Origin of the sequence: Thioclava sp. F36-7 (assembly GCF_002020075.1) — a bacterium.
In the GTDB taxonomy this organism is placed as follows: Bacteria; Pseudomonadota; Alphaproteobacteria; order Rhodobacterales; family Rhodobacteraceae; genus Thioclava; species Thioclava sediminum.
This window is the reverse complement of sequence record NZ_MPZR01000003.1, coordinates 78,995-95,264: the sequence shown is the minus strand read 5'-3', so window position 1 is coordinate 95,264 and position 16,270 is coordinate 78,995. Positions and strand designations below refer to the sequence as shown.

At 64.8% G+C, this 16,270-nt stretch carries 19 protein-coding genes; all 19 read right to left on the bottom strand.

The window, feature by feature from the left end:
- Positions 1-49: 49 nt before the first annotated feature.
- Positions 50-355, bottom strand: a complete 306-nt coding sequence (locus tag BMI89_RS06275) for a hypothetical protein (RefSeq protein WP_078570256.1) — start codon at positions 353-355, stop codon at positions 50-52.
- Positions 352-852 carry a DUF3291 domain-containing protein gene (locus BMI89_RS06270; protein WP_078570255.1) on the bottom strand — a complete coding sequence of 167 codons (501 nt, stop codon included), beginning with the start codon at positions 850-852 and terminating at the stop codon, positions 352-354. Before BMI89_RS06270 ends, BMI89_RS06275 begins: the two co-directional genes overlap by 4 nt.
- Positions 849-2,144 carry an NADH-quinone oxidoreductase subunit NuoF gene (nuoF, locus tag BMI89_RS06265; RefSeq protein ID WP_078570254.1) on the bottom strand — a complete coding sequence of 432 codons (1,296 nt, stop codon included), beginning with the start codon at positions 2,142-2,144 and terminating at the stop codon, positions 849-851. The genes BMI89_RS06270 and nuoF overlap by 4 nt, the downstream gene beginning before the upstream one ends.
- A 10-nt stretch (positions 2,145-2,154) precedes the next feature.
- Positions 2,155-2,370, bottom strand: coding sequence for a DUF5337 family protein (locus tag BMI89_RS06260; protein WP_078570253.1), 216 nt, complete (start codon positions 2,368-2,370; stop codon positions 2,155-2,157).
- 10 nt (positions 2,371-2,380) lie between these two features.
- Entirely contained in the window at positions 2,381-3,280 is a 900-nt protein-coding gene (locus tag BMI89_RS06255; protein WP_078570252.1) for a hypothetical protein, read from the bottom strand.
- 50 nt (positions 3,281-3,330) lie between these two features.
- Positions 3,331-4,569, bottom strand: coding sequence for an NADH-quinone oxidoreductase subunit E (locus BMI89_RS06250; RefSeq protein ID WP_078570251.1), 1,239 nt, complete (start codon positions 4,567-4,569; stop codon positions 3,331-3,333).
- A complete protein-coding gene (locus BMI89_RS06245; RefSeq protein ID WP_078539530.1) occupies positions 4,569-5,813 on the bottom strand; it encodes an NADH-quinone oxidoreductase subunit D in 1,245 nt (414 codons plus the stop codon). The genes BMI89_RS06250 and BMI89_RS06245 overlap by 1 nt, the downstream gene beginning before the upstream one ends.
- Complete coding sequence (locus BMI89_RS06240; RefSeq protein ID WP_078519431.1) at positions 5,810-6,421, bottom strand: NADH-quinone oxidoreductase subunit C; 612 nt, start codon at positions 6,419-6,421, stop codon at positions 5,810-5,812. The genes BMI89_RS06245 and BMI89_RS06240 overlap by 4 nt, the downstream gene beginning before the upstream one ends.
- A 12-nt stretch (positions 6,422-6,433) precedes the next feature.
- A complete protein-coding gene (locus BMI89_RS06235) occupies positions 6,434-6,958 on the bottom strand; it encodes an NADH-quinone oxidoreductase subunit B (RefSeq protein ID WP_075774728.1) in 525 nt (174 codons plus the stop codon).
- Positions 6,958-7,323: an NADH-quinone oxidoreductase subunit A gene (locus tag BMI89_RS06230; RefSeq protein WP_078519432.1), complete on the bottom strand. Its 366-nt coding sequence runs from the start codon at positions 7,321-7,323 to the stop codon at positions 6,958-6,960. The genes BMI89_RS06235 and BMI89_RS06230 overlap by 1 nt, the downstream gene beginning before the upstream one ends.
- Positions 7,324-7,620: 297 nt before the next feature.
- Positions 7,621-8,403, bottom strand: a complete 783-nt coding sequence (locus tag BMI89_RS06225; protein ID WP_078570250.1) for a crotonase/enoyl-CoA hydratase family protein — start codon at positions 8,401-8,403, stop codon at positions 7,621-7,623.
- Positions 8,396-9,259: a hydroxymethylglutaryl-CoA lyase gene (locus BMI89_RS06220; RefSeq protein WP_078570249.1), complete on the bottom strand. Its 864-nt coding sequence runs from the start codon at positions 9,257-9,259 to the stop codon at positions 8,396-8,398. Before BMI89_RS06220 ends, BMI89_RS06225 begins: the two co-directional genes overlap by 8 nt.
- A complete protein-coding gene (locus BMI89_RS06215) occupies positions 9,252-9,920 on the bottom strand; it encodes a glutathione S-transferase family protein (RefSeq protein ID WP_078570248.1) in 669 nt (222 codons plus the stop codon). The genes BMI89_RS06220 and BMI89_RS06215 overlap by 8 nt, the downstream gene beginning before the upstream one ends.
- A complete protein-coding gene (locus BMI89_RS06210) occupies positions 9,917-11,833 on the bottom strand; it encodes an acetyl/propionyl/methylcrotonyl-CoA carboxylase subunit alpha (protein WP_078570247.1) in 1,917 nt (638 codons plus the stop codon). The genes BMI89_RS06215 and BMI89_RS06210 overlap by 4 nt, the downstream gene beginning before the upstream one ends.
- A gap of 130 nt (positions 11,834-11,963) precedes the next feature.
- Entirely contained in the window at positions 11,964-13,568 is a 1,605-nt protein-coding gene (locus tag BMI89_RS06205; RefSeq protein ID WP_078546600.1) for a carboxyl transferase domain-containing protein, read from the bottom strand.
- Positions 13,565-14,029 (bottom strand): lysozyme inhibitor LprI family protein, encoded by a 465-nt coding sequence (locus tag BMI89_RS06200; RefSeq protein WP_078570246.1) that lies wholly within the window; start codon positions 14,027-14,029, stop codon positions 13,565-13,567. The genes BMI89_RS06205 and BMI89_RS06200 overlap by 4 nt, the downstream gene beginning before the upstream one ends.
- Positions 14,026-14,553: a lysozyme inhibitor LprI family protein gene (locus BMI89_RS06195; protein ID WP_078570245.1), complete on the bottom strand. Its 528-nt coding sequence runs from the start codon at positions 14,551-14,553 to the stop codon at positions 14,026-14,028. Before BMI89_RS06195 ends, BMI89_RS06200 begins: the two co-directional genes overlap by 4 nt.
- Entirely contained in the window at positions 14,550-15,065 is a 516-nt protein-coding gene (locus tag BMI89_RS06190; protein WP_078570244.1) for a lysozyme inhibitor LprI family protein, read from the bottom strand. The genes BMI89_RS06195 and BMI89_RS06190 overlap by 4 nt, the downstream gene beginning before the upstream one ends.
- Positions 15,065-16,225: an acyl-CoA dehydrogenase family protein gene (locus tag BMI89_RS06185; protein WP_078570243.1), complete on the bottom strand. Its 1,161-nt coding sequence runs from the start codon at positions 16,223-16,225 to the stop codon at positions 15,065-15,067. The genes BMI89_RS06190 and BMI89_RS06185 overlap by 1 nt, the downstream gene beginning before the upstream one ends.
- Positions 16,226-16,270 lie beyond the last annotated feature (45 nt).

The window sequence follows — 16,270 nt, the reverse complement described above, 5'->3', positions numbered from 1 at the left end:
ATCCGTCTCGTCTCTTCGGGCGCGAGGTTGCCCCCGCGCGGGTTTTAGGTCAGGCCGCGTGTCCGCAGCCCATCGGGAAGACCCAAGCGCCGTCCCGGTATGTATCGTCGATCGACGAGGCCACGGCCCCGCCGCAGATGGCGTTCGCGGCCCGCTTGGCCTCGGCGCCCTCGTAATTCGCAAAGGGCGCGGCCTGCCGCATCACAACAAGTGCGCCGTTCGCGTCATAGGCAGCCGTGTAGCCCTCGAGTGCCGCCAGACGGCGCGGCCCTTTGGAGGCCTCGTTGCCGCCCGGAGTGCCCATGCAGCCGCCAAGCGCCAGCGCGCAGCCCGATATGATCACCGCCCGCATCATGCCGCCTCCGCCATGCAGGCGCGGGTCTTCCACAGCGTGGCTTGCGGCAGGTCTTTCCAGCCGAAAGCACGCTCGGACGCGCCATTCGCGCGCAGGTCTTCGAGCCGTTCCAGCGCCTCGTCGAGCGTCGGTTGATGCCCCGCGGGCACCCACCACATGACGAAATGCTGTTGACCGAGAAGTTCGAACCACTCCGCGCGGCGCTCGTAGAAGGCGCGATGCACAGTGTTCCAAACGAATTTCTCGAGGCTTTCGACGTCTTCCCAGACCGTCAGGTTCGACACGAAGCACGGGTCGCCGCCGATCTTGGCCTCGGTATTGCCGGTGCCGGGCTCGCCCGAGCCTTCCATCATCCAGACGACCCCATCCGACCGCTTGCCAATGCCGTTCACCGCGTCGAGGGCTTTCATGAAAGCCTCCACACGCGGGTCGCCCGGTTCGGCAACCAGTCGGCCGATATTCAGCTCGGCCAGGTGATATCCGGCGGGTTGCTTCATTCGGCAGCCATCGCCCCCATGCGGCCCGTCTTGCGGACCTTGATGCGGTCTTCGATCTCTTCGCGGAAGTGACGGATCAGGCCCTGGATCGGCCAGGCGGCTGCGTCACCGAGCGCGCAGATCGTGTGGCCCTCGACCTGTTTGGTCACGTCGAACAGCATGTCGATCTCTTCGATCTCGGCCTCGCCGCGCACCAGACGGTCCATCACGCGCATCATCCAGCCCGTGCCTTCGCGGCAGGGCGTACACTGGCCGCAGCTCTCGTGCTTGAAGAATTTGGACAGGCGCCAGACGGCTTTGATCACGTCGGTGTTCTGATCCATGACGATCATGCAGGCGGTGCCGAAGCTGGATTTCAGCTCGCGCATGCCGTCGTAATCCATGATCGCGTCTTCGCATTGATCGGCGGGCAGGATCGGGCAGGACGCGCCGCCCGGGATCACCGCCTTGAGGTTCTTCCAGCCGCCACGGACGCCGCCGCCATGCTTCTCGATCAGTTCCTTCATCGAGATCGACATGGTCTCTTCGATGACGCAGGGCGTGTTGACGTGGCCCGACATCGCAAACAGCTTCACGCCGGTGTTGTTCGGACGCCCGAAGCCCGCATACCACTCCGCGCCGCGGCGCAGGATGGTCGGCACAACGGCGATGGATTCCACGTTGTTCACCGTGGTCGGGCAGCCATAGAGGCCCGCGCCTGCCGGGAACGGCGGCTTCATCCGGGGCATGCCCTTCTTGCCTTCGAGGCTCTCCAGCAGCGCCGTTTCCTCGCCGCAGATATAGGCCCCCGCGCCGTGCGACAGGTAGACGTCATAATCGTAGCCGGAGCCGCAGGCGTTCTTGCCGATCAGCCCGTCCTCATAGGCCTCGTCGATCGCGCGCTGTAGCGCCTCTTTCTCGCGGACATATTCGCCGCGGATGTAGATATAGGCCGCAGCCGCGCCCATCGCGAAACCGGCGATCAGCGCACCTTCGATCAGCGTATGCGGATCGTGGCGCATGATTTCGCGGTCCTTGCAGGTCGCGGGCTCGGATTCGTCGGCATTGATCGCGAGGAAGGCCGGACGCCCGTCGCTTTCCTTCGGCATGAAGGACCACTTGAGACCCGTCGGGAAGCCTGCCCCACCGCGCCCGCGCAGGCCGGAGGCCTTCACTTGCTCGATAATCCAATCCTTGCCTTTCGACAGGATCTCGCCAGTGCCGTCCCAATGCCCGCGCATCTTCGCGCCCTGCAGAGAGCGGTCATGCATCCCGTAGAGATTGGTGAAGATCCGGTCTTGATCCTTCAGCATATCGCTTCCCTCACTTGCCGGATTTCCGGCGCCAGATGCGCCAGACGAGTGCCAGCGCGTAGATATAGGCGGCTATCGCCGCGAGATCGCCGATCAGCGCGACCTGCGCCGACCAGCCCTGTTGTTGTCCGATCCATTGCAGGAGGAGCCAGAGGATCGTGGCGACGGCAATGATAAGGGCGGCTTTACGCCCCAACGCCCTGTCGTGCTCGTCGATCTGGCTCATTCACCCCCGCTCAGTAATCGTTCGTCTTCGCCCGTTCGAGGAAGGCATCCATGCCGTCCTCGACGATGATCTTCGCCTGGCTGACCCACTTGTCGCGGGTGCAGCGGCCCTTGAAACGCGGCACGTTCTGGTCCGCATAGGCAATCTCTTCGGGGCCCCATTTCGCGATCTGGTCGTAATGGTAGATACCCCAGCCGTTCAGCACTTCTTCGAGCTTCGGCCCGACGCCTTCGATCTTCTTGAGATCGTCGGCCCCCGCCTTGCGCGGCTGCTTCAGTCCACGCGGCTTCTTGCCGTCGCCCTCGGCGGCCTCGGGTTGCCCCCCGGCATTGGCGGCGGGCTTATCCGCGACCTGCGCCGACATCGCGGAGAGCGGCGTGGTCTCGTCGCTCTTGGGTTCGGCTTTCGGTTCTTTCGCCTTGGGCTTTTCCGCCTTCGGCTCGGCTTCAGCCTTGGGCTCTTCGGCCTCCGCCTCTTCCGTCGCGGGCTTGGTGGTCGGACCGGGCTCGGGCTTGTCTGCCTCGGGCGTAGCCGCTTCGTCCTTGGGCGTCATCGTGTCGGCACGCGCCACTTCGCGCTCGGTTGCGGGCGTCGGTGCCGCCGCTGCCGCCTGCGCCTGCGCCGCAACCCCTTCGGGAGAGGAAGCATTGAAGGTTTCGACCGGGCTTTCGGGAATTGCGGAATCGTCGGAGGATGCGCCGGTACCGTCAGCCGCGCCCGGCGCGCCATGTTCGGAGCAGAATGCCCAGATCAGGAAGGCGCCGAACAGGAGGAAGGTCATCAAACCGAGGAAAAGAGCCACGAGGAAGGGCTCATGCGCCACGACCATCAGGAATACGGTGACCACAAGCCCCGTAATACCTGCCCAGATACCCGCCTTGCCGCGGCACCCTTGTGTCTGATCACCCATTCCCGTCTCTCCATTCACTCCGCCGAACGGCGGTCTCTACCCTGTTGCGATTACTCGTAAATGCCATCTTTCTTTGCGCGCGACGAGAATTCGGTCTCCGCCCCGCTGGCCAGTTTCTCTGCCTGACCTTTCCAGTCGTCACGCGTCGCGCGACCTTTGAACCCTTCGAGATTGCTGTCGACCCAAGCGAGTTCCGCGTCGGTCCAGCCAGCGATCTGGTCGAAATGATAAATGCCCATCGAATGCAGAAGCGTCTCGAGCTTCGGCCCGACACCCTTGATCATCTTCAGGTCATCCGCCCCACCGTCGCGCGGTGCATCGAGCAGCTTGGGCTTCTCGCCCGTCTCTGCCTGCGCGGTCTCGGGTTTCGCGTCGGCCTCGGTGCCTTCGGGCTCACGCTTGGACTCCGGGCGGGCCTTCGAGGTGGCCTGCGCTTCGGATTTCGTCACGCCGGTCTTGTCGGCGGGCGTGTCCTTGGCGGGCTTGGCCTCGGTTTTCTTGGCGGCCTTGCGCGCCTCGTCCTGTTGCGCGGCAGAGCGCGGACGCTCCTGCCCCATCGTGCCGATCGGGCCGCGCTGGCCCGAGCTCTGCCACGGTGCGGCAAGCGGCACTTCCGTGCCGTCGATACGCTTGATCGTGTCGCCGATGCCGACCGCGAGATCGACCGAGGCATTGTACTCTTCCTTGTCGCCCTTGCTCTCGGTGAGCGCGGTCAGGCCCGAGGCGGGCTCGGACGAGAAGCGGCCGGTCTGCGAGCCGGGCTTCGGCACGTCGCCCTTGCCCATTTCGTCGATCAGCTTCGCGAGGCTCTCCTCGGTCAGGTCTTCGTAGTAATCCTTGCCGACCTGCATCATCGGTGCGTTCGCGCAGGCGCCGAGGCACTCGACCTCTTCCCACGAGAACTTGCCATCGTCCGAGAGCTGGAACGGCTCGGCGGCGATCTTTTCCTTGCAGACCTTCATCAGGTCTTCCGCGCCGCAGATCATGCACGAGGTCGTGCCGCAGATCTGCAGGTGGGCGACCGAGCCGACCGGAGCCAGCTGGAACATGAAGTAGAAGGTCGCGACCTCGAGCGCCCGCATGTAGGGCATGTCGAGCATCTCGGCGACGGTTTCGATCGCCGGACGGCTCAGCCAGCCTTCCTGTTCCTGTGCGCGGAACAGCAGCGGGATGATCGCCGAGGCCTGACGGCCGACCGGGAACTTGGTCATCTGGGCCTTGGCCCATGCGAGGTTCTCGGGCGTGAACTCGAAACTATCGGGTTGTTCCGGGTAAAGACGGCGAAGCATTAGCGGTCAACCTCCCCGAACACGATGTCCATCGTGCCGATGATTGCAGAAACGTCGGCGAGCATGTGCCCCTTGGCGACGTGATCCATGGATTGCAGATGCAGGTAACCCGGAGCGCGGATCTTCGCGCGATACGGCTTGTTCGTGCCGTCGGCCACCAGATATACGCCGAACTCGCCCTTGGGCGCTTCGACGGCGGCATAAACCTCGCCCGCGGGGACGTGGAAGCCTTCGGTATAAAGCTTGAAGTGGTGGATCAGCGCTTCCATCGAGCGCTTCATCTCCGACCGCTTCGGCGGGGTCACCTTGCCGCGGGCAAGCACGTCGCCCTGATTTTCCGGCATCCGCAGCTTCTCGATCGCCTGAAGGACGATCTTGGTCGACTCGCGCATCTCGGCCATCCGGCAGAGGTAGCGGTCGTAGCAATCGCCGTTCTTGCCGATCGGAATCTGGAAGTCGAACTCGTCATAGCATTCGTAGGGCTGCGCGCGGCGCAGGTCCCATGCAAGGCCGGAGCCACGCACCATCACGCCGGAATAGCCCCATTGCTGGATTTCTTCCTCGGAGATGACGCAGATATCGACGTTGCGCTGCTTGAAGATGCGGTTCTCGGTCAGCAGCCCTTCGATATCGTCGAGCACTTTCGGGAACTCATGCGCCCATGCCTCGATATCGTCGAGCAGCTTCGGCGGCAGGTCCTGGTGGACGCCGCCGGGCCGGAAATAGGCCGAGTGCAGACGTGCGCCGCAGGCCCGCTCGTAGAAGACCATCAGCTTCTCGCGCTCTTCGAAACCCCAGAGCGGGGGCGTCAGCGCGCCGACGTCCATCGCCTGCGTCGTCACGTTCAGCAGATGGTTCAGGATGCGCCCGATCTCGGAGTAGAGCACGCGGATCAGCGAACCGCGACGCGGCACTTCCACGCCGGTCAGCTTCTCGATGGCGAGGCACCACGCATGTTCCTGGTTCATCGGCGCGACATAGTCGAGGCGATTGAAGTAAGGCAGGTTCTGCAGATAGGTGCGGCTTTCCATCAGCTTCTCGGTGCCACGGTGCAACAGCCCGATATGCGGGTCGGCACGTTCCACGACCTCGCCGTCCAGCTCCAGCACCATGCGCAGCACGCCGTGGGCGGCCGGGTGTTGGGGACCGAAGTTGATGTTGAAATTGCGGATGCGCTGCTCGTCGGTCAGCGTGTCCTTCGAGCCGTCATCATAGACATTGTTGCGGATATCGCCGTCCATCATTTCGCCTCCTCGCCCTTCTCGTCACCGGGAAGGATGTATTTCGCGCCTTCCCATGGCGAGAGGAAATCGAACTGCCGGTATTCCTGCGTCAGTTTCACCGGCTCATAGACGACGCGCTTGAGCACTTCGTCGTAACGCACTTCGACATAGCCCGTCGTCGGGAAATCCTTGCGCAGCGGATGGCCGCGGAAGCCGTAATCGGTCAGCAGACGGCGCAGGTCCGGGTGCCCCGAGAACAGGATGCCGAACATGTCGAAGATCTCGCGCTCGAACCAATCGGCACAGGGGTGCAGCTTGGTGATCGAGGGCACCATGTCCTCTTCGCGGACCGCCGCCTTAATGCGGATGCGCTGGTTGCGATACATCGACAGGTAATGCCAGACGACATCGAAGCGCTGCGGGCGTTCGGGCCAGTCGATGGCCGTGATGTCCACGAGGTTGGTGAAGCGGCAATTCGGATCGTCGCGCAGGAACTCGGTGAAGCCGGGAACGGATTGCGCGGTGATCGTGACCGTCAGCTCGTCGAAGGCGATCTCGGTGGAGACCACGTCATCGGGGCGCTTCAGCTCGATATGGCCGGCCAGTTCGCGAAGGGCAGTATCGTCCATCTCTCGCTCTCCTCAGCGCACCAGCGTGCCGGTGCGGCGGATTTTGCGTTGCAGCTGAAGGATGCCGTAAAGCAGTGCCTCCGCCGTGGGCGGGCAGCCCGGAACGTAGATATCGACCGGCACGACGCGGTCACAGCCGCGCACCACCGAATAGCTGTAGTGGTAATAGCCACCGCCATTCGCGCAGGAGCCCATCGAGATCACGTAGCGCGGCTCGGGCATCTGGTCGTAGACCTTGCGCAGAGCGGGCGCCATCTTGTTGGTGAGGGTGCCGGCGACGATCATCAGATCAGACTGGCGCGGCGAGGCGCGCGGCGCGGTGCCGAAGCGCTCGAGGTCGTAGCGCGGCATCGACACCTGCATCATCTCGACGGCGCAGCAGGCGAGGCCGAAGGTCATCCAGTGCAGCGAGCCGTTGCGCGCCCAGTTGATGATGTCTTCGGTGGAGGTCAGCAGGAAGCCTTTATCCTGCAATTCCTTGTTCAGCGTCTGCGTCGCGACTTCGCGATCCGCACCGGCGGTATTGGCAGAGGTCATCACGCCCATTCCAGCGCCCCTTTCTTCCACTCATATGCGAATCCTACGGTCAGAACCGTCAGGAAGACCATCATCGACCAGAATCCGACCATGGAAAGCTGACCGAAGGCCACCGCCCAAGGGAAGAGGAAGGCCACTTCGAGATCGAAAATGATGAAGAGGATGGAAACGAGGTAGAAACGAACGTCGAACTTCATCCGGGCATCGTCGAAGGCGTTGAAGCCGCATTCGTAGGCCGACACCTTCTCAGGGTCGGGATTGCGGACCGCCACCACTGCCGCGGCGAGCATGAGCACAAGGCCCAACACGATCGCCATGGCGAGAAAGATGAGGATGGGAAGATATTCGCGCAGCATGTCATGCATGGGCTTGGCTCCCTAACATCGCGACGACTTGTCGCGCAGGTTCTGGCTAGGCGAGCAATAGCCTTGCGCCCCATTGGGGTCAACCGAGAGCAGGCCGGAAAATCATGCAAATGCGGGCCACAGATGCTTTTTGCATACGAATGTATGCGAATTTTTTGCGCTTCGAGCGCCGCTCAGAGCCTGCCCGCGTTGGACTGCGCCGCTTTTGCAGCAGCGCAGCCTTCGATCAAACTTAACGGCGCTTTGAATTTTCGGAATATTCGACCTGCGCGTCGCAGGGTGCCACTTAAGGCTGCCTTAAGCTTTCCACGCCGGATCGCGCTTCTCGAAAAACGCGGTGATTCCTTCGTCCGACTCGGCGGATTCCCAGCGTGTCACCAGCGCTTCGATCGTCATGTCGATCACGCTCTCGTCGATCCGCGGCCCCAGCGCCCGGACCAGCGCCTTCGCCTCGCCCACCGCCCCCGGCGCGCAGGCGAGATAGGGCTCGGCCTCGGCCATCACGGCGCGCTCCAGCACCTCGGGCAAGACCACCTTGGCCAGCAATCCCAGCTCGCGCGCCTCGGCGGCCTCGAAGATCCGCGAGGACATGAAGACCCGACGCGCCCGGGCCTCGCCCATGCGCGCGACGACATAAGGAGAGATCGTCGCAGGCGTCAGGCCCAGCCGCGTTTCGGTCAGCCCGAATTTCGCGCCCTCGACACCGATGGCCACGTCACAGACCGACATCATGCCGATCCCGCCGCCGAAGGCGTTGCCCTGCACCGCGCCGATCACCGGTTTCGGGCAGGTGTTGAGCGCCTGCAGCATCCCTGCGAGCTTGCGCGCCGCCGCCGCACGCTCTTTCGCGCCCGCCGCGATCTGGCTCTGCATCCATTTCAGGTCGCCACCCGCGCAGAAGCTGGGCCCTTCGGCGGCGAGGATCACCACGCGCACGGCGTCATCGGTGCCAAGCTGGCCGATCGCCGCGGTGATCTCTTCCATCATCTGCTCGGAGAGCGCGTTATGCTTCTCCGAACGCGCCAGCGTGAGCCGCGCGATGCCACGCGCATCGGTCTCGGTCTTGATCGTCTCAAACATCGCCCTGCCCTTTCATCTTCTTCGCCATCGCGGCGGCCTCGGCCAGAACGGCCATATCGAGCCCGGTCTCGTAGCCCAAAGCGTCGAGCCGCGCCTGGACCGCCTCGGTCGCAACATTGCCAGCCGCGCCGGGCGCATAGGGACAGCCGCCCAAGCCCCCGACGCAGGCGTCGAACACCCGCAGGCCCATCTCGAGCGAGGCTTCGATATTTTCCAGCGCGCGCCCGGAGGTGTCGTGGAAATGCCCGGCGAGCTTTTCCGCCGGGACCTCACCCAACACCGCGCGCAGCATCGCCGTCACGCTTTCGGGCGTACCCTGCCCGATCGTGTCGCCGAGGCTGATCTCGTAGCAGCCCATGTCGCGCAGTTGCTCCGCGACCCGGGCCACGTTCTCCGGCGGCGTTTTCCCATCGAATGGGCAATCCGTGACGACAGAGATATAGCCGCGGACTTTCATATTATCGACTTTCGCAGCCTCCATGATGGGCGCGAACCGCTCCAGGCTTTCACTGATCGAACAATTCAGGTTCGCGCGCGAAAACCCCTCGGAGGCGGAGGCGAAGATCGCAACCTCATCGACTTTGGCCGCTTTCGCCGCCTCGTAGCCTTTCATGTTCGGCGTCAGCGCCGCGTAGGAAATACCGGGGCGGCGCGTGATTCCGGCGAAGACTTCCGCCGAGTCGGCCATTTGCGGCACCCATTTCGGGCTGACGAAAGACCCCACCTCGATCCGCCGGAACCCGGCTCGGCTCAGGCAATCGACCAGCGCGATCTTGTCGGAAAGCGCGATCTGGCGCTTTTCGTTCTGCAGCCCGTCACGCGGGGCCATCTCGAAGATTTCGACAGTCTCAGCCATTGCCTTGCTCCATCGGGGGCAGCTCGTAGAAATCCTGCGCATACATGCTCGCCCCGCCCTTCTCGACCGCGCGCTGATAGGCAGGCCGCGCCTCGATCCGGTCGCGATAGGCGGAGATGTTCGGGAAGCCCTCGCGCGGTACGAAGCGGAACATCGCGTCGATATTGAACCCCATCATGCAATCGGCTGCCGAGAACGTTCCGATCAGCCAGTCGCGCCCGACCAGATGCGCCTCGAGCGCCTTCATCGTCACGCCGAGCCGCTTCGTCTCGAGCGCCATCATTGCGGGCGAGCGCGCCTCGGGCGGACGCAGGAAGATATGCTGAATATTGAGGCTTTGCAGGATGTTGCCCTGCGTCTCAGCGAAATGCACCCATTCGAGGAAATCCGCGCGAGTGGGCTCCCCCGTGACCGGGGCCAGCCCCGCCTCGGGCCGCGTCTCGGTCAGGTATTCGACGATCGCGCCGCTCTCGAAGATCGACCGCCCGTCGACCTCCAGCGCCGGGATGCGCCCGGCGGGCGAGAGTTCGCGAAACTCCGGGCTGCGCAGCGAGCCATCGGTGAGCGACCATGTCTGAAGCTCGTACTCGAGCCCCATCTCCTCCAGCAGCCACAGCACCCGCATCGAGCGCGCGCCGGGGATGTGATGCAGTCGGATCATGCCTCGTCCTCCAGCCGGATGAGCGCCGCGCCCGCTTCGACCTGCGCGCCCTCAGTCACCAGAACTTCGGCCACCACACCGTCGCGGGCTGCGCGCATCGTGTGTTCCATCTTCATCGCTTCCATGATGGCAAGCCGGTCCCCCGCCGCCACCGTATCTCCGGCAGAGACGAAGACCGCCTTCACCAGCCCCGGCATCGGCGCGAGCGTCAGATCGGAAGCGTCGGCATCTGCCCCGCGCGCCAGCGGGTCGGGGATATCGAAGCGATGCGCGCCATGCAGGAAGATCGTGATCGCCCCGTCCGACTGCGCCATCCGCGCCCCGGTCTTGGCACCATCCACCCGCCAGCCATCCTCGGCCAGCTGGCACGTATGAGCCTCCTCGCCCAGCTCGACCGCGACATGGCCCCGCCCGTGCACGCGGATCGCGGCCTCTTCCTCGAAGGGCACGGCGCGGCGCGGCGATTGCCAGAGGCTGAAGCCGCTCGCATCGCCGTCCCAAAGCCCCGCCGCAGCGACTACGGCCAGCGCTTTTGCGGCACCCGGCGTCTCGGTCGGGGCGGCGAGCGCGTCGATCTCGCGCCCGATCAGCCCGGTATCGACCTTGCCCTGCGCGAAGCCCTCGTGCCGCGCAAGCCGCGCGAGGAAGGCGAGGTTCGTCACCGTGCCCGCCACTTCCGTCTCTTCCAAGGCGCGCGCAAGTCGCCCCAGCGCGGTCGCCCGCGTCGGCCCATGGGTGATGACCTTGGCGATCATCGGATCGTACCACGGGCTGATCGTGTCGCCGGTGCGCACTCCGGTATCGGCGCGACACCCATCGGCGAAGCGCAGATGCGAGAGCGTCCCCGTCGCGGGCAGGAAGCCCGCGGGCACGTCTTCCGCGTAAAGCCGCGCCTCGAACGCATGGCCGGTGATCGTCAGATCGTCCTGCGCGCAGGGCAGCGGCTCGCCGGAGGCCACCCGCAATTGCCATTCGACCAGATCGACCCCCGTGATCGCCTCGGTCACGGGATGCTCGACCTGCAGGCGGGTGTTCATCTCCATGAACCAGAACCGATCCGGGCGCAGCCCGTCTGAGCCGTCCACGATGAACTCCACCGTGCCCGCGCCCTTATAGCCGATCGCTTCCGCCGCGCGCGTCGCCGCCTGCCCCATCGCCTCGCGCATCTCGGACGTCATGCCCGGTGCGGGGGCCTCCTCGATCACCTTCTGGTGGCGCCGCTGGAGCGAACAGTCGCGCTCGAACAGATGCACCGCTTCCGCGCCATCGCCGAAGACCTGCACTTCGATATGGCGCGGCGATCCGATGAATTTCTCGATCAGCACGGCAGGATTACCGAAGGCGGTCTGCGCCTCGCCCTGCGCGGAAGCCAGCGCATCCGCGAATTCGGACGGCGCCTCGACCAGCCGCATCCCCTTGCCGCCGCCACCCGCGACCGCCTTGATCAGCACCGGGTAGCCGATCGTGTCGGCCGCACCCGCGAGGTGCTCGGGGTCCTGATTGTCGCCGTGATAGCCCGGCACGACGGGCACGCCCGCCTTTTCCATCAGCGCCTTGGCTGCATCCTTGAGCCCCATCGCGCGGATCGCCTTGGCCGAGGGGCCGATGAAGACCAGCCCCGCCGCCTCGACGGCATCGACGAAATCGGGGTTCTCCGAGAGGAACCCGTAGCCCGGATGGATCGCCTGCGCGCCGGTCTGTTTGGCGGCGTCGATGATCGCATCACCGCGCAGATAGCTGTCTTTCGGCGCGGGGCCGCCAATGGCCACCGCCTCGTCGGCCATCGCCACATGGCGCGCCTCGCTGTCGGCCTCGGAATAGACGGCGACGGTCGCCACGCCCAGTTTGCGTGCGGTCTCGATCACGCGGCAGGCGATCTCCCCGCGATTGGCGATCAGGATCTTGGAAAACATGTCGGTCTCCCCTTTGAGAGCGTCGGAGGGGGCGCTGCCCCCGCTCCTGCGGAGCCCCCCGGGATATTTCGGCCAAGTCGAAGCTTTGCACTTCCTCTTGATCCAAATATCCCCGCCGGAGGCATGAAAGTTACATCCGGAACAGGCCGAAGCGGGTCGGCTCGATCGGAGCGTTGAGCGCGGCGGAGAGCGAGAGCGCCAGCACGTCGCGCGATTTGCGCGGGTCGATGATGCCGTCATCCCAGAGCCGCGCCGAGGCGTAGAGCGGGTGCGACTGGCGCTCGAACATCTCGATAGTGGGGCGCTTGAACTCGGCCTCTTCTTCGGCCGACCACTGGCCGCCCTTGCGCTCGATCCCGTCCCGTTTGACGGTAGCGAGCACACCGGCCGCCTGTTCGCCGCCCATCACGGAGATCCGCGAGTTGGGCCAGGTCCAGAGGAAGCGCGGGGAATAGGCCCGGCCCGCCATGCCGTAATTGCCAGCCCCGAAGGAGCCACCGACCAGCATTGTGATCTTCGGCACCGAGGTGGTGGCGACGGCGGTGACCATTTTTGCCCCGTGGCGCGCAATGCCCTCGTTTTCATATTTGCGCCCGACCATGAAGCCGGTGATGTTTTGCAGGAAGACCAGCGGGATCGACCGCTGCGAGCAGAGTTCGATGAAATGCGCGGCCTTCTGCGCGGCTTCCGAGAACAGCACGCCGTTATTGGCGACGATGCCCACGGGGCAGCCTTTGACATGGGCGAAGCCGGTGACGATGGTCTCGCCGAAGCGCGGTTTGAACTCGTCGAAGCGCGAGCCGTCCACGAGGCGCGCGATGACCTCGCGGATGTCGTAGGGGGTGCGCAGGTCTGCCGGGACGACGCCGAGGATTTCCTCGGGGTCGTAGGCGGGCTCCTCGGGGGATTGCCAGTTCACCGTCGAAGGTTTCGTGTAGTTTAGATTGCCGACCGCGCGGCGCGCCAGCGCCAAAGCATGGGCATCGTCTTCGGCGAGGTAATCGGCCACGCCGGAGAGGCGCGTATGCACGTCGCCGCCGCCGAGGTCCTCGGCGGTGACCACTTCGCCCGTCGCGGCCTTCACCAGAGGCGGGCCTGCGAGGAAGATCGTGCCCTGCTCTTTCACGATGATCGTCACATCCGACATCGCGGGCACATAGGCACCGCCCGCCGTGCAGGACCCCATCACCACCGCGATCTGGGCAATGCCCTTCGCCGACATCCGGGCCTGATTGTAGAAGATGCGCCCGAAATGGTCGCGATCGGGGAAGACTTCGTCCTGATTGGGCAGGTTCGCACCGCCCGAGTCGACGAGGTAGATGCAGGGGAGATGGTTTTCCTCTGCGATTTCCTGTGCGCGCAGGTGTTTCTTCACCGTCAGCGGGTAATAGGTGCCGCCCTTTACGGTGGCGTCGTTGGCGACCACCATGACCTCTTGGCCTTGCACCCGACCGATCCCGGCGATCACGCCTGCGCATGGCGCGGCATTGCCATACATGTCATGCGCCGCAGTCGCGCCGATTTCCAGAAACGGCGAGCCGGGGTCGAGAAGCCCCGCCACCCGTTCCCGCGGCGCCATCTTGCCGCGCGACAGGTGCCGCTCCAGCGCGGCGGGGCCGCCGCCAGCCGCTGCCTGTGCAGCCGCGTTTTCGATCTGCGACAGCGCGTCGAGATGCGCCTTGCGATTGGCCTGAAAGTCCTCCGACGAGGTCAGGGCCTGCGATAACAGTTTCATTCCATCCTCCCCAAATCGCGCAGTTCCAGCGCGCGTTGCGCCGTACGCTCGAGGTAGCATTGCGACGCCACGACCGTGCGGATCGTGCCGTCCTTCCAAATCTCGTAGAGCAGCCCGCAATCGGCGTCGCGATACTGCCCCCACGCGCTTTGCGCATCGAGCAGCTTGTTGGCGAGCTCCGTGCCGCCCTGCTCCAGCAGACGGGCGCGCGCCGCCTTATATTGCGACTTCGCGATATCGTCCCAGACCTGCGCCTCGCCTTGCAGGCAAGCCGAGATGCCAAGCGTCGTATCGCCGCCCGGCTGACCCTGACAGGTAGCGGCCGCCTCGCCGATACAGGCGGGATGCGTATCCTTCGCCCCGTCGAAACAGGCGCGCACCGCATCCGGATCGACGCTCGGCTCCTGCGCCAAGGCGGGCGTGGCACAGATCAGTGCCGCGACGATTGATAGCCCTTTCATTGGGTATCTCCTTCAAGCTGCTCGGCGCGCGCGATCAGGCGCAGCGCCTGCGCTCCGGTCAGTTGCATTTCACATTGCGATCCGGCCGGGCCTGCGCCCGAGCCGCCGCCCCAAGTCGACATTTCATAGGTGCAGGACGCATCGCGATAGGCGATCCATGCGCGCTGCATCTCTTTCAGCGCAGGCACCTGCGGCGGCGCGGCGGAACCCAGCTCTTGCAGTTCCGCATCCATCTTGCCGTCCTGCGCGACGACCGTCTGATAGGCTGCATTCAGGCGGCTGTCCCAATCGTCGCGTTCTGCGCCGAAGCAAAAGCCCATGCCCGCATTGCTCGACCCGGCATTGTCTACAGTCATGCAATGTGCAGCCCCAAGCCCGATACAGGCGCTGCGGGCGGGTCCGTTTTTAGCTGCGAGACAGGCCGTGATAACCTGCGGATCATAGGCGACGGGAATGCCTTCGGCGCGCGCGGCAGTGGCCGATAGGCTCAGCATGGCGACACCGATCATCCAAAGCGTCTTCATTGCGTCCCTCCCTTGCCATGAGCGGACAGCGTCTCGGCCCAGTCCTGCAATTCCAGCGCATGTTCGGCGGTCTTGCGCATCAGGCACCGCGCCTCGTCCGCCTCCGCACCCGCGCCCTGCAGCGCGGCCCCATAGGCGCAGGCGCCATCGCGGTAGCGCGCCCAGGCGGCTTCCGCCTCACCCAGCTGCGCGCCTTGCAATCCGGACGGTGACTTGCCCGCCACGATTTGCGCCGCGTCACTGGCCGCCGCCGCTTGGCGCAAACTGTCGAGGGCTGTCGCCGCCCGGTCCGACCAGAATGCGCGCTCGGCATCATAGCAGGCGCGGCGGTCGGTGGGGCTGGCATCGTCACCGATGCATCGCTCCGCCGCTTTGCCGATGCAGGACGCAGGGTCTTCGGCGCCCGACAGGCAGCTCTCCAACGGGGCCGGATCGAAATCCGCCCCTGCCCCTTGGGCCTGCGCCGCCAGTGGCGCTGCAAACCCGATCAGGAGGAGAGCGCCCGCTCGCATCAGACGGCTCCCATGATCTCGCGACCGATGAGCATCCGACGGATTTCCGAGGTGCCCGCGCCGATCTCCATCAGCTTCGCGTCCCGGAACAGGCGCGAGACGTTGGAGTCGTTTAGGAACCCGGCCCCGCCAAGGGCCTGCACCGCCTGATGCGCCTGCACCATTGCCTGCTCGGACGCATAAAGCACGGTGGCAGCCGCATCCTGACGCGTCACCGCGCCACGATCACAGGCCTTCGCGACCTCGTAGGTGTAGGCCCGCGCGGTGTTCATCGCGACATACATATCGGCGATCTTGCCCTGCATGAGCTGGAAATTCCCGATCGGCTGGCCGAACTGCTCGCGCTCCTTGCAATAGGGCACGACCTCGTCGAGGCTGGCCATCATGATGCCGGTGCCGATGCCCGAAAGCACCACGCGCTCGTAATCGAGGCCCGACATCAGGACGCGCACGCCGCGCCCCTCTTCGCCCAGCACGTTCTCGAAGGGCACTTCGCAATCCTCGAAGAACAGCTGCGCCGTGTTCGAGCCGCGCATGCCGAGCTTGTCGAAATGCTTGGAGGTGGTGAAGCCCTTGAAATCCTTCTCGACGATGAAGGCGGTGATGCCTTTGGAGCCCGCTTCCGGGTCGGTCTTGGCATAGACCACGAGCGTATCGGCATCGGGGCCGTTGGTGATCCAGTATTTATGGCCGTTCAGGACGTAGTAGCCGTTGCGCTTCTCGGCCTTGAGCTTCATGCCCACCACATCCGAGCCTGCGCCGGATTCCGACATCGCGAGCGCGCCGACGGACTCGCCCGAGATCAGCCCGGGCAGGTATTTCTTCTTCTGCGCGTCAGAACCGTTCAGCTTGATCTGGTTCACGCAGAGGTTGGAATGCGCGCCGTAGCTGAGCGCGATCGAGGCCGAAGCCCGCGCGATTTCCTCGGTGGCCACGACATGAGCGAGATAGCCCATCCCGGCCCCGCCATATTCTTCCGACACGGTGATCCCGAGCAGGCCAAGCTCGCCCATCTCGGTCCAAAGCTCGTTCGGAAACTCATTATCCAGATCGGTTTTGGCCGCGATCGGGGCCACACGCTCGGACGCCCAACGGCGCACCATATCGCGCAGTGCGGCGATATCCTCGCCCAGATCGAACTCCATCGAACCTGCGAACATCGGATCTCCTCCCCCGGTTTATTGAACGCGCGTTCATTTATGCGC

Coding starts and splice junctions, on each gene's coding strand:
- BMI89_RS06275 (WP_078570256.1), bottom strand. CDS start 355: ATGATGCGGGCGGTGATCATATCGGGCTGCGCGCTGGCGCTTGGCGGC.
- BMI89_RS06270 (WP_078570255.1), bottom strand. CDS start 852: ATGAAGCAACCCGCCGGATATCACCTGGCCGAGCTGAATATCGGCCGA.
- nuoF (WP_078570254.1), bottom strand. CDS start 2,144: ATGCTGAAGGATCAAGACCGGATCTTCACCAATCTCTACGGGATGCAT.
- BMI89_RS06260 (WP_078570253.1), bottom strand. CDS start 2,370: ATGAGCCAGATCGACGAGCACGACAGGGCGTTGGGGCGTAAAGCCGCC.
- BMI89_RS06255 (WP_078570252.1), bottom strand. CDS start 3,280: ATGGGTGATCAGACACAAGGGTGCCGCGGCAAGGCGGGTATCTGGGCA.
- BMI89_RS06250 (WP_078570251.1), bottom strand. CDS start 4,569: ATGCTTCGCCGTCTTTACCCGGAACAACCCGATAGTTTCGAGTTCACG.
- BMI89_RS06245 (WP_078539530.1), bottom strand. CDS start 5,813: ATGATGGACGGCGATATCCGCAACAATGTCTATGATGACGGCTCGAAG.
- BMI89_RS06240 (WP_078519431.1), bottom strand. CDS start 6,421: ATGGACGATACTGCCCTTCGCGAACTGGCCGGCCATATCGAGCTGAAG.
- BMI89_RS06235 (WP_075774728.1), bottom strand. CDS start 6,958: ATGACCTCTGCCAATACCGCCGGTGCGGATCGCGAAGTCGCGACGCAG.
- BMI89_RS06230 (WP_078519432.1), bottom strand. CDS start 7,323: ATGCATGACATGCTGCGCGAATATCTTCCCATCCTCATCTTTCTCGCC.
- BMI89_RS06225 (WP_078570250.1), bottom strand. CDS start 8,403: ATGTTTGAGACGATCAAGACCGAGACCGATGCGCGTGGCATCGCGCGG.
- BMI89_RS06220 (WP_078570249.1), bottom strand. CDS start 9,259: ATGGCTGAGACTGTCGAAATCTTCGAGATGGCCCCGCGTGACGGGCTG.
- BMI89_RS06215 (WP_078570248.1), bottom strand. CDS start 9,920: ATGATCCGACTGCATCACATCCCCGGCGCGCGCTCGATGCGGGTGCTG.
- BMI89_RS06210 (WP_078570247.1), bottom strand. CDS start 11,833: ATGTTTTCCAAGATCCTGATCGCCAATCGCGGGGAGATCGCCTGCCGC.
- BMI89_RS06205 (WP_078546600.1), bottom strand. CDS start 13,568: ATGAAACTGTTATCGCAGGCCCTGACCTCGTCGGAGGACTTTCAGGCC.
- BMI89_RS06200 (WP_078570246.1), bottom strand. CDS start 14,029: ATGAAAGGGCTATCAATCGTCGCGGCACTGATCTGTGCCACGCCCGCC.
- BMI89_RS06195 (WP_078570245.1), bottom strand. CDS start 14,553: ATGAAGACGCTTTGGATGATCGGTGTCGCCATGCTGAGCCTATCGGCC.
- BMI89_RS06190 (WP_078570244.1), bottom strand. CDS start 15,065: ATGCGAGCGGGCGCTCTCCTCCTGATCGGGTTTGCAGCGCCACTGGCG.
- BMI89_RS06185 (WP_078570243.1), bottom strand. CDS start 16,225: ATGTTCGCAGGTTCGATGGAGTTCGATCTGGGCGAGGATATCGCCGCA.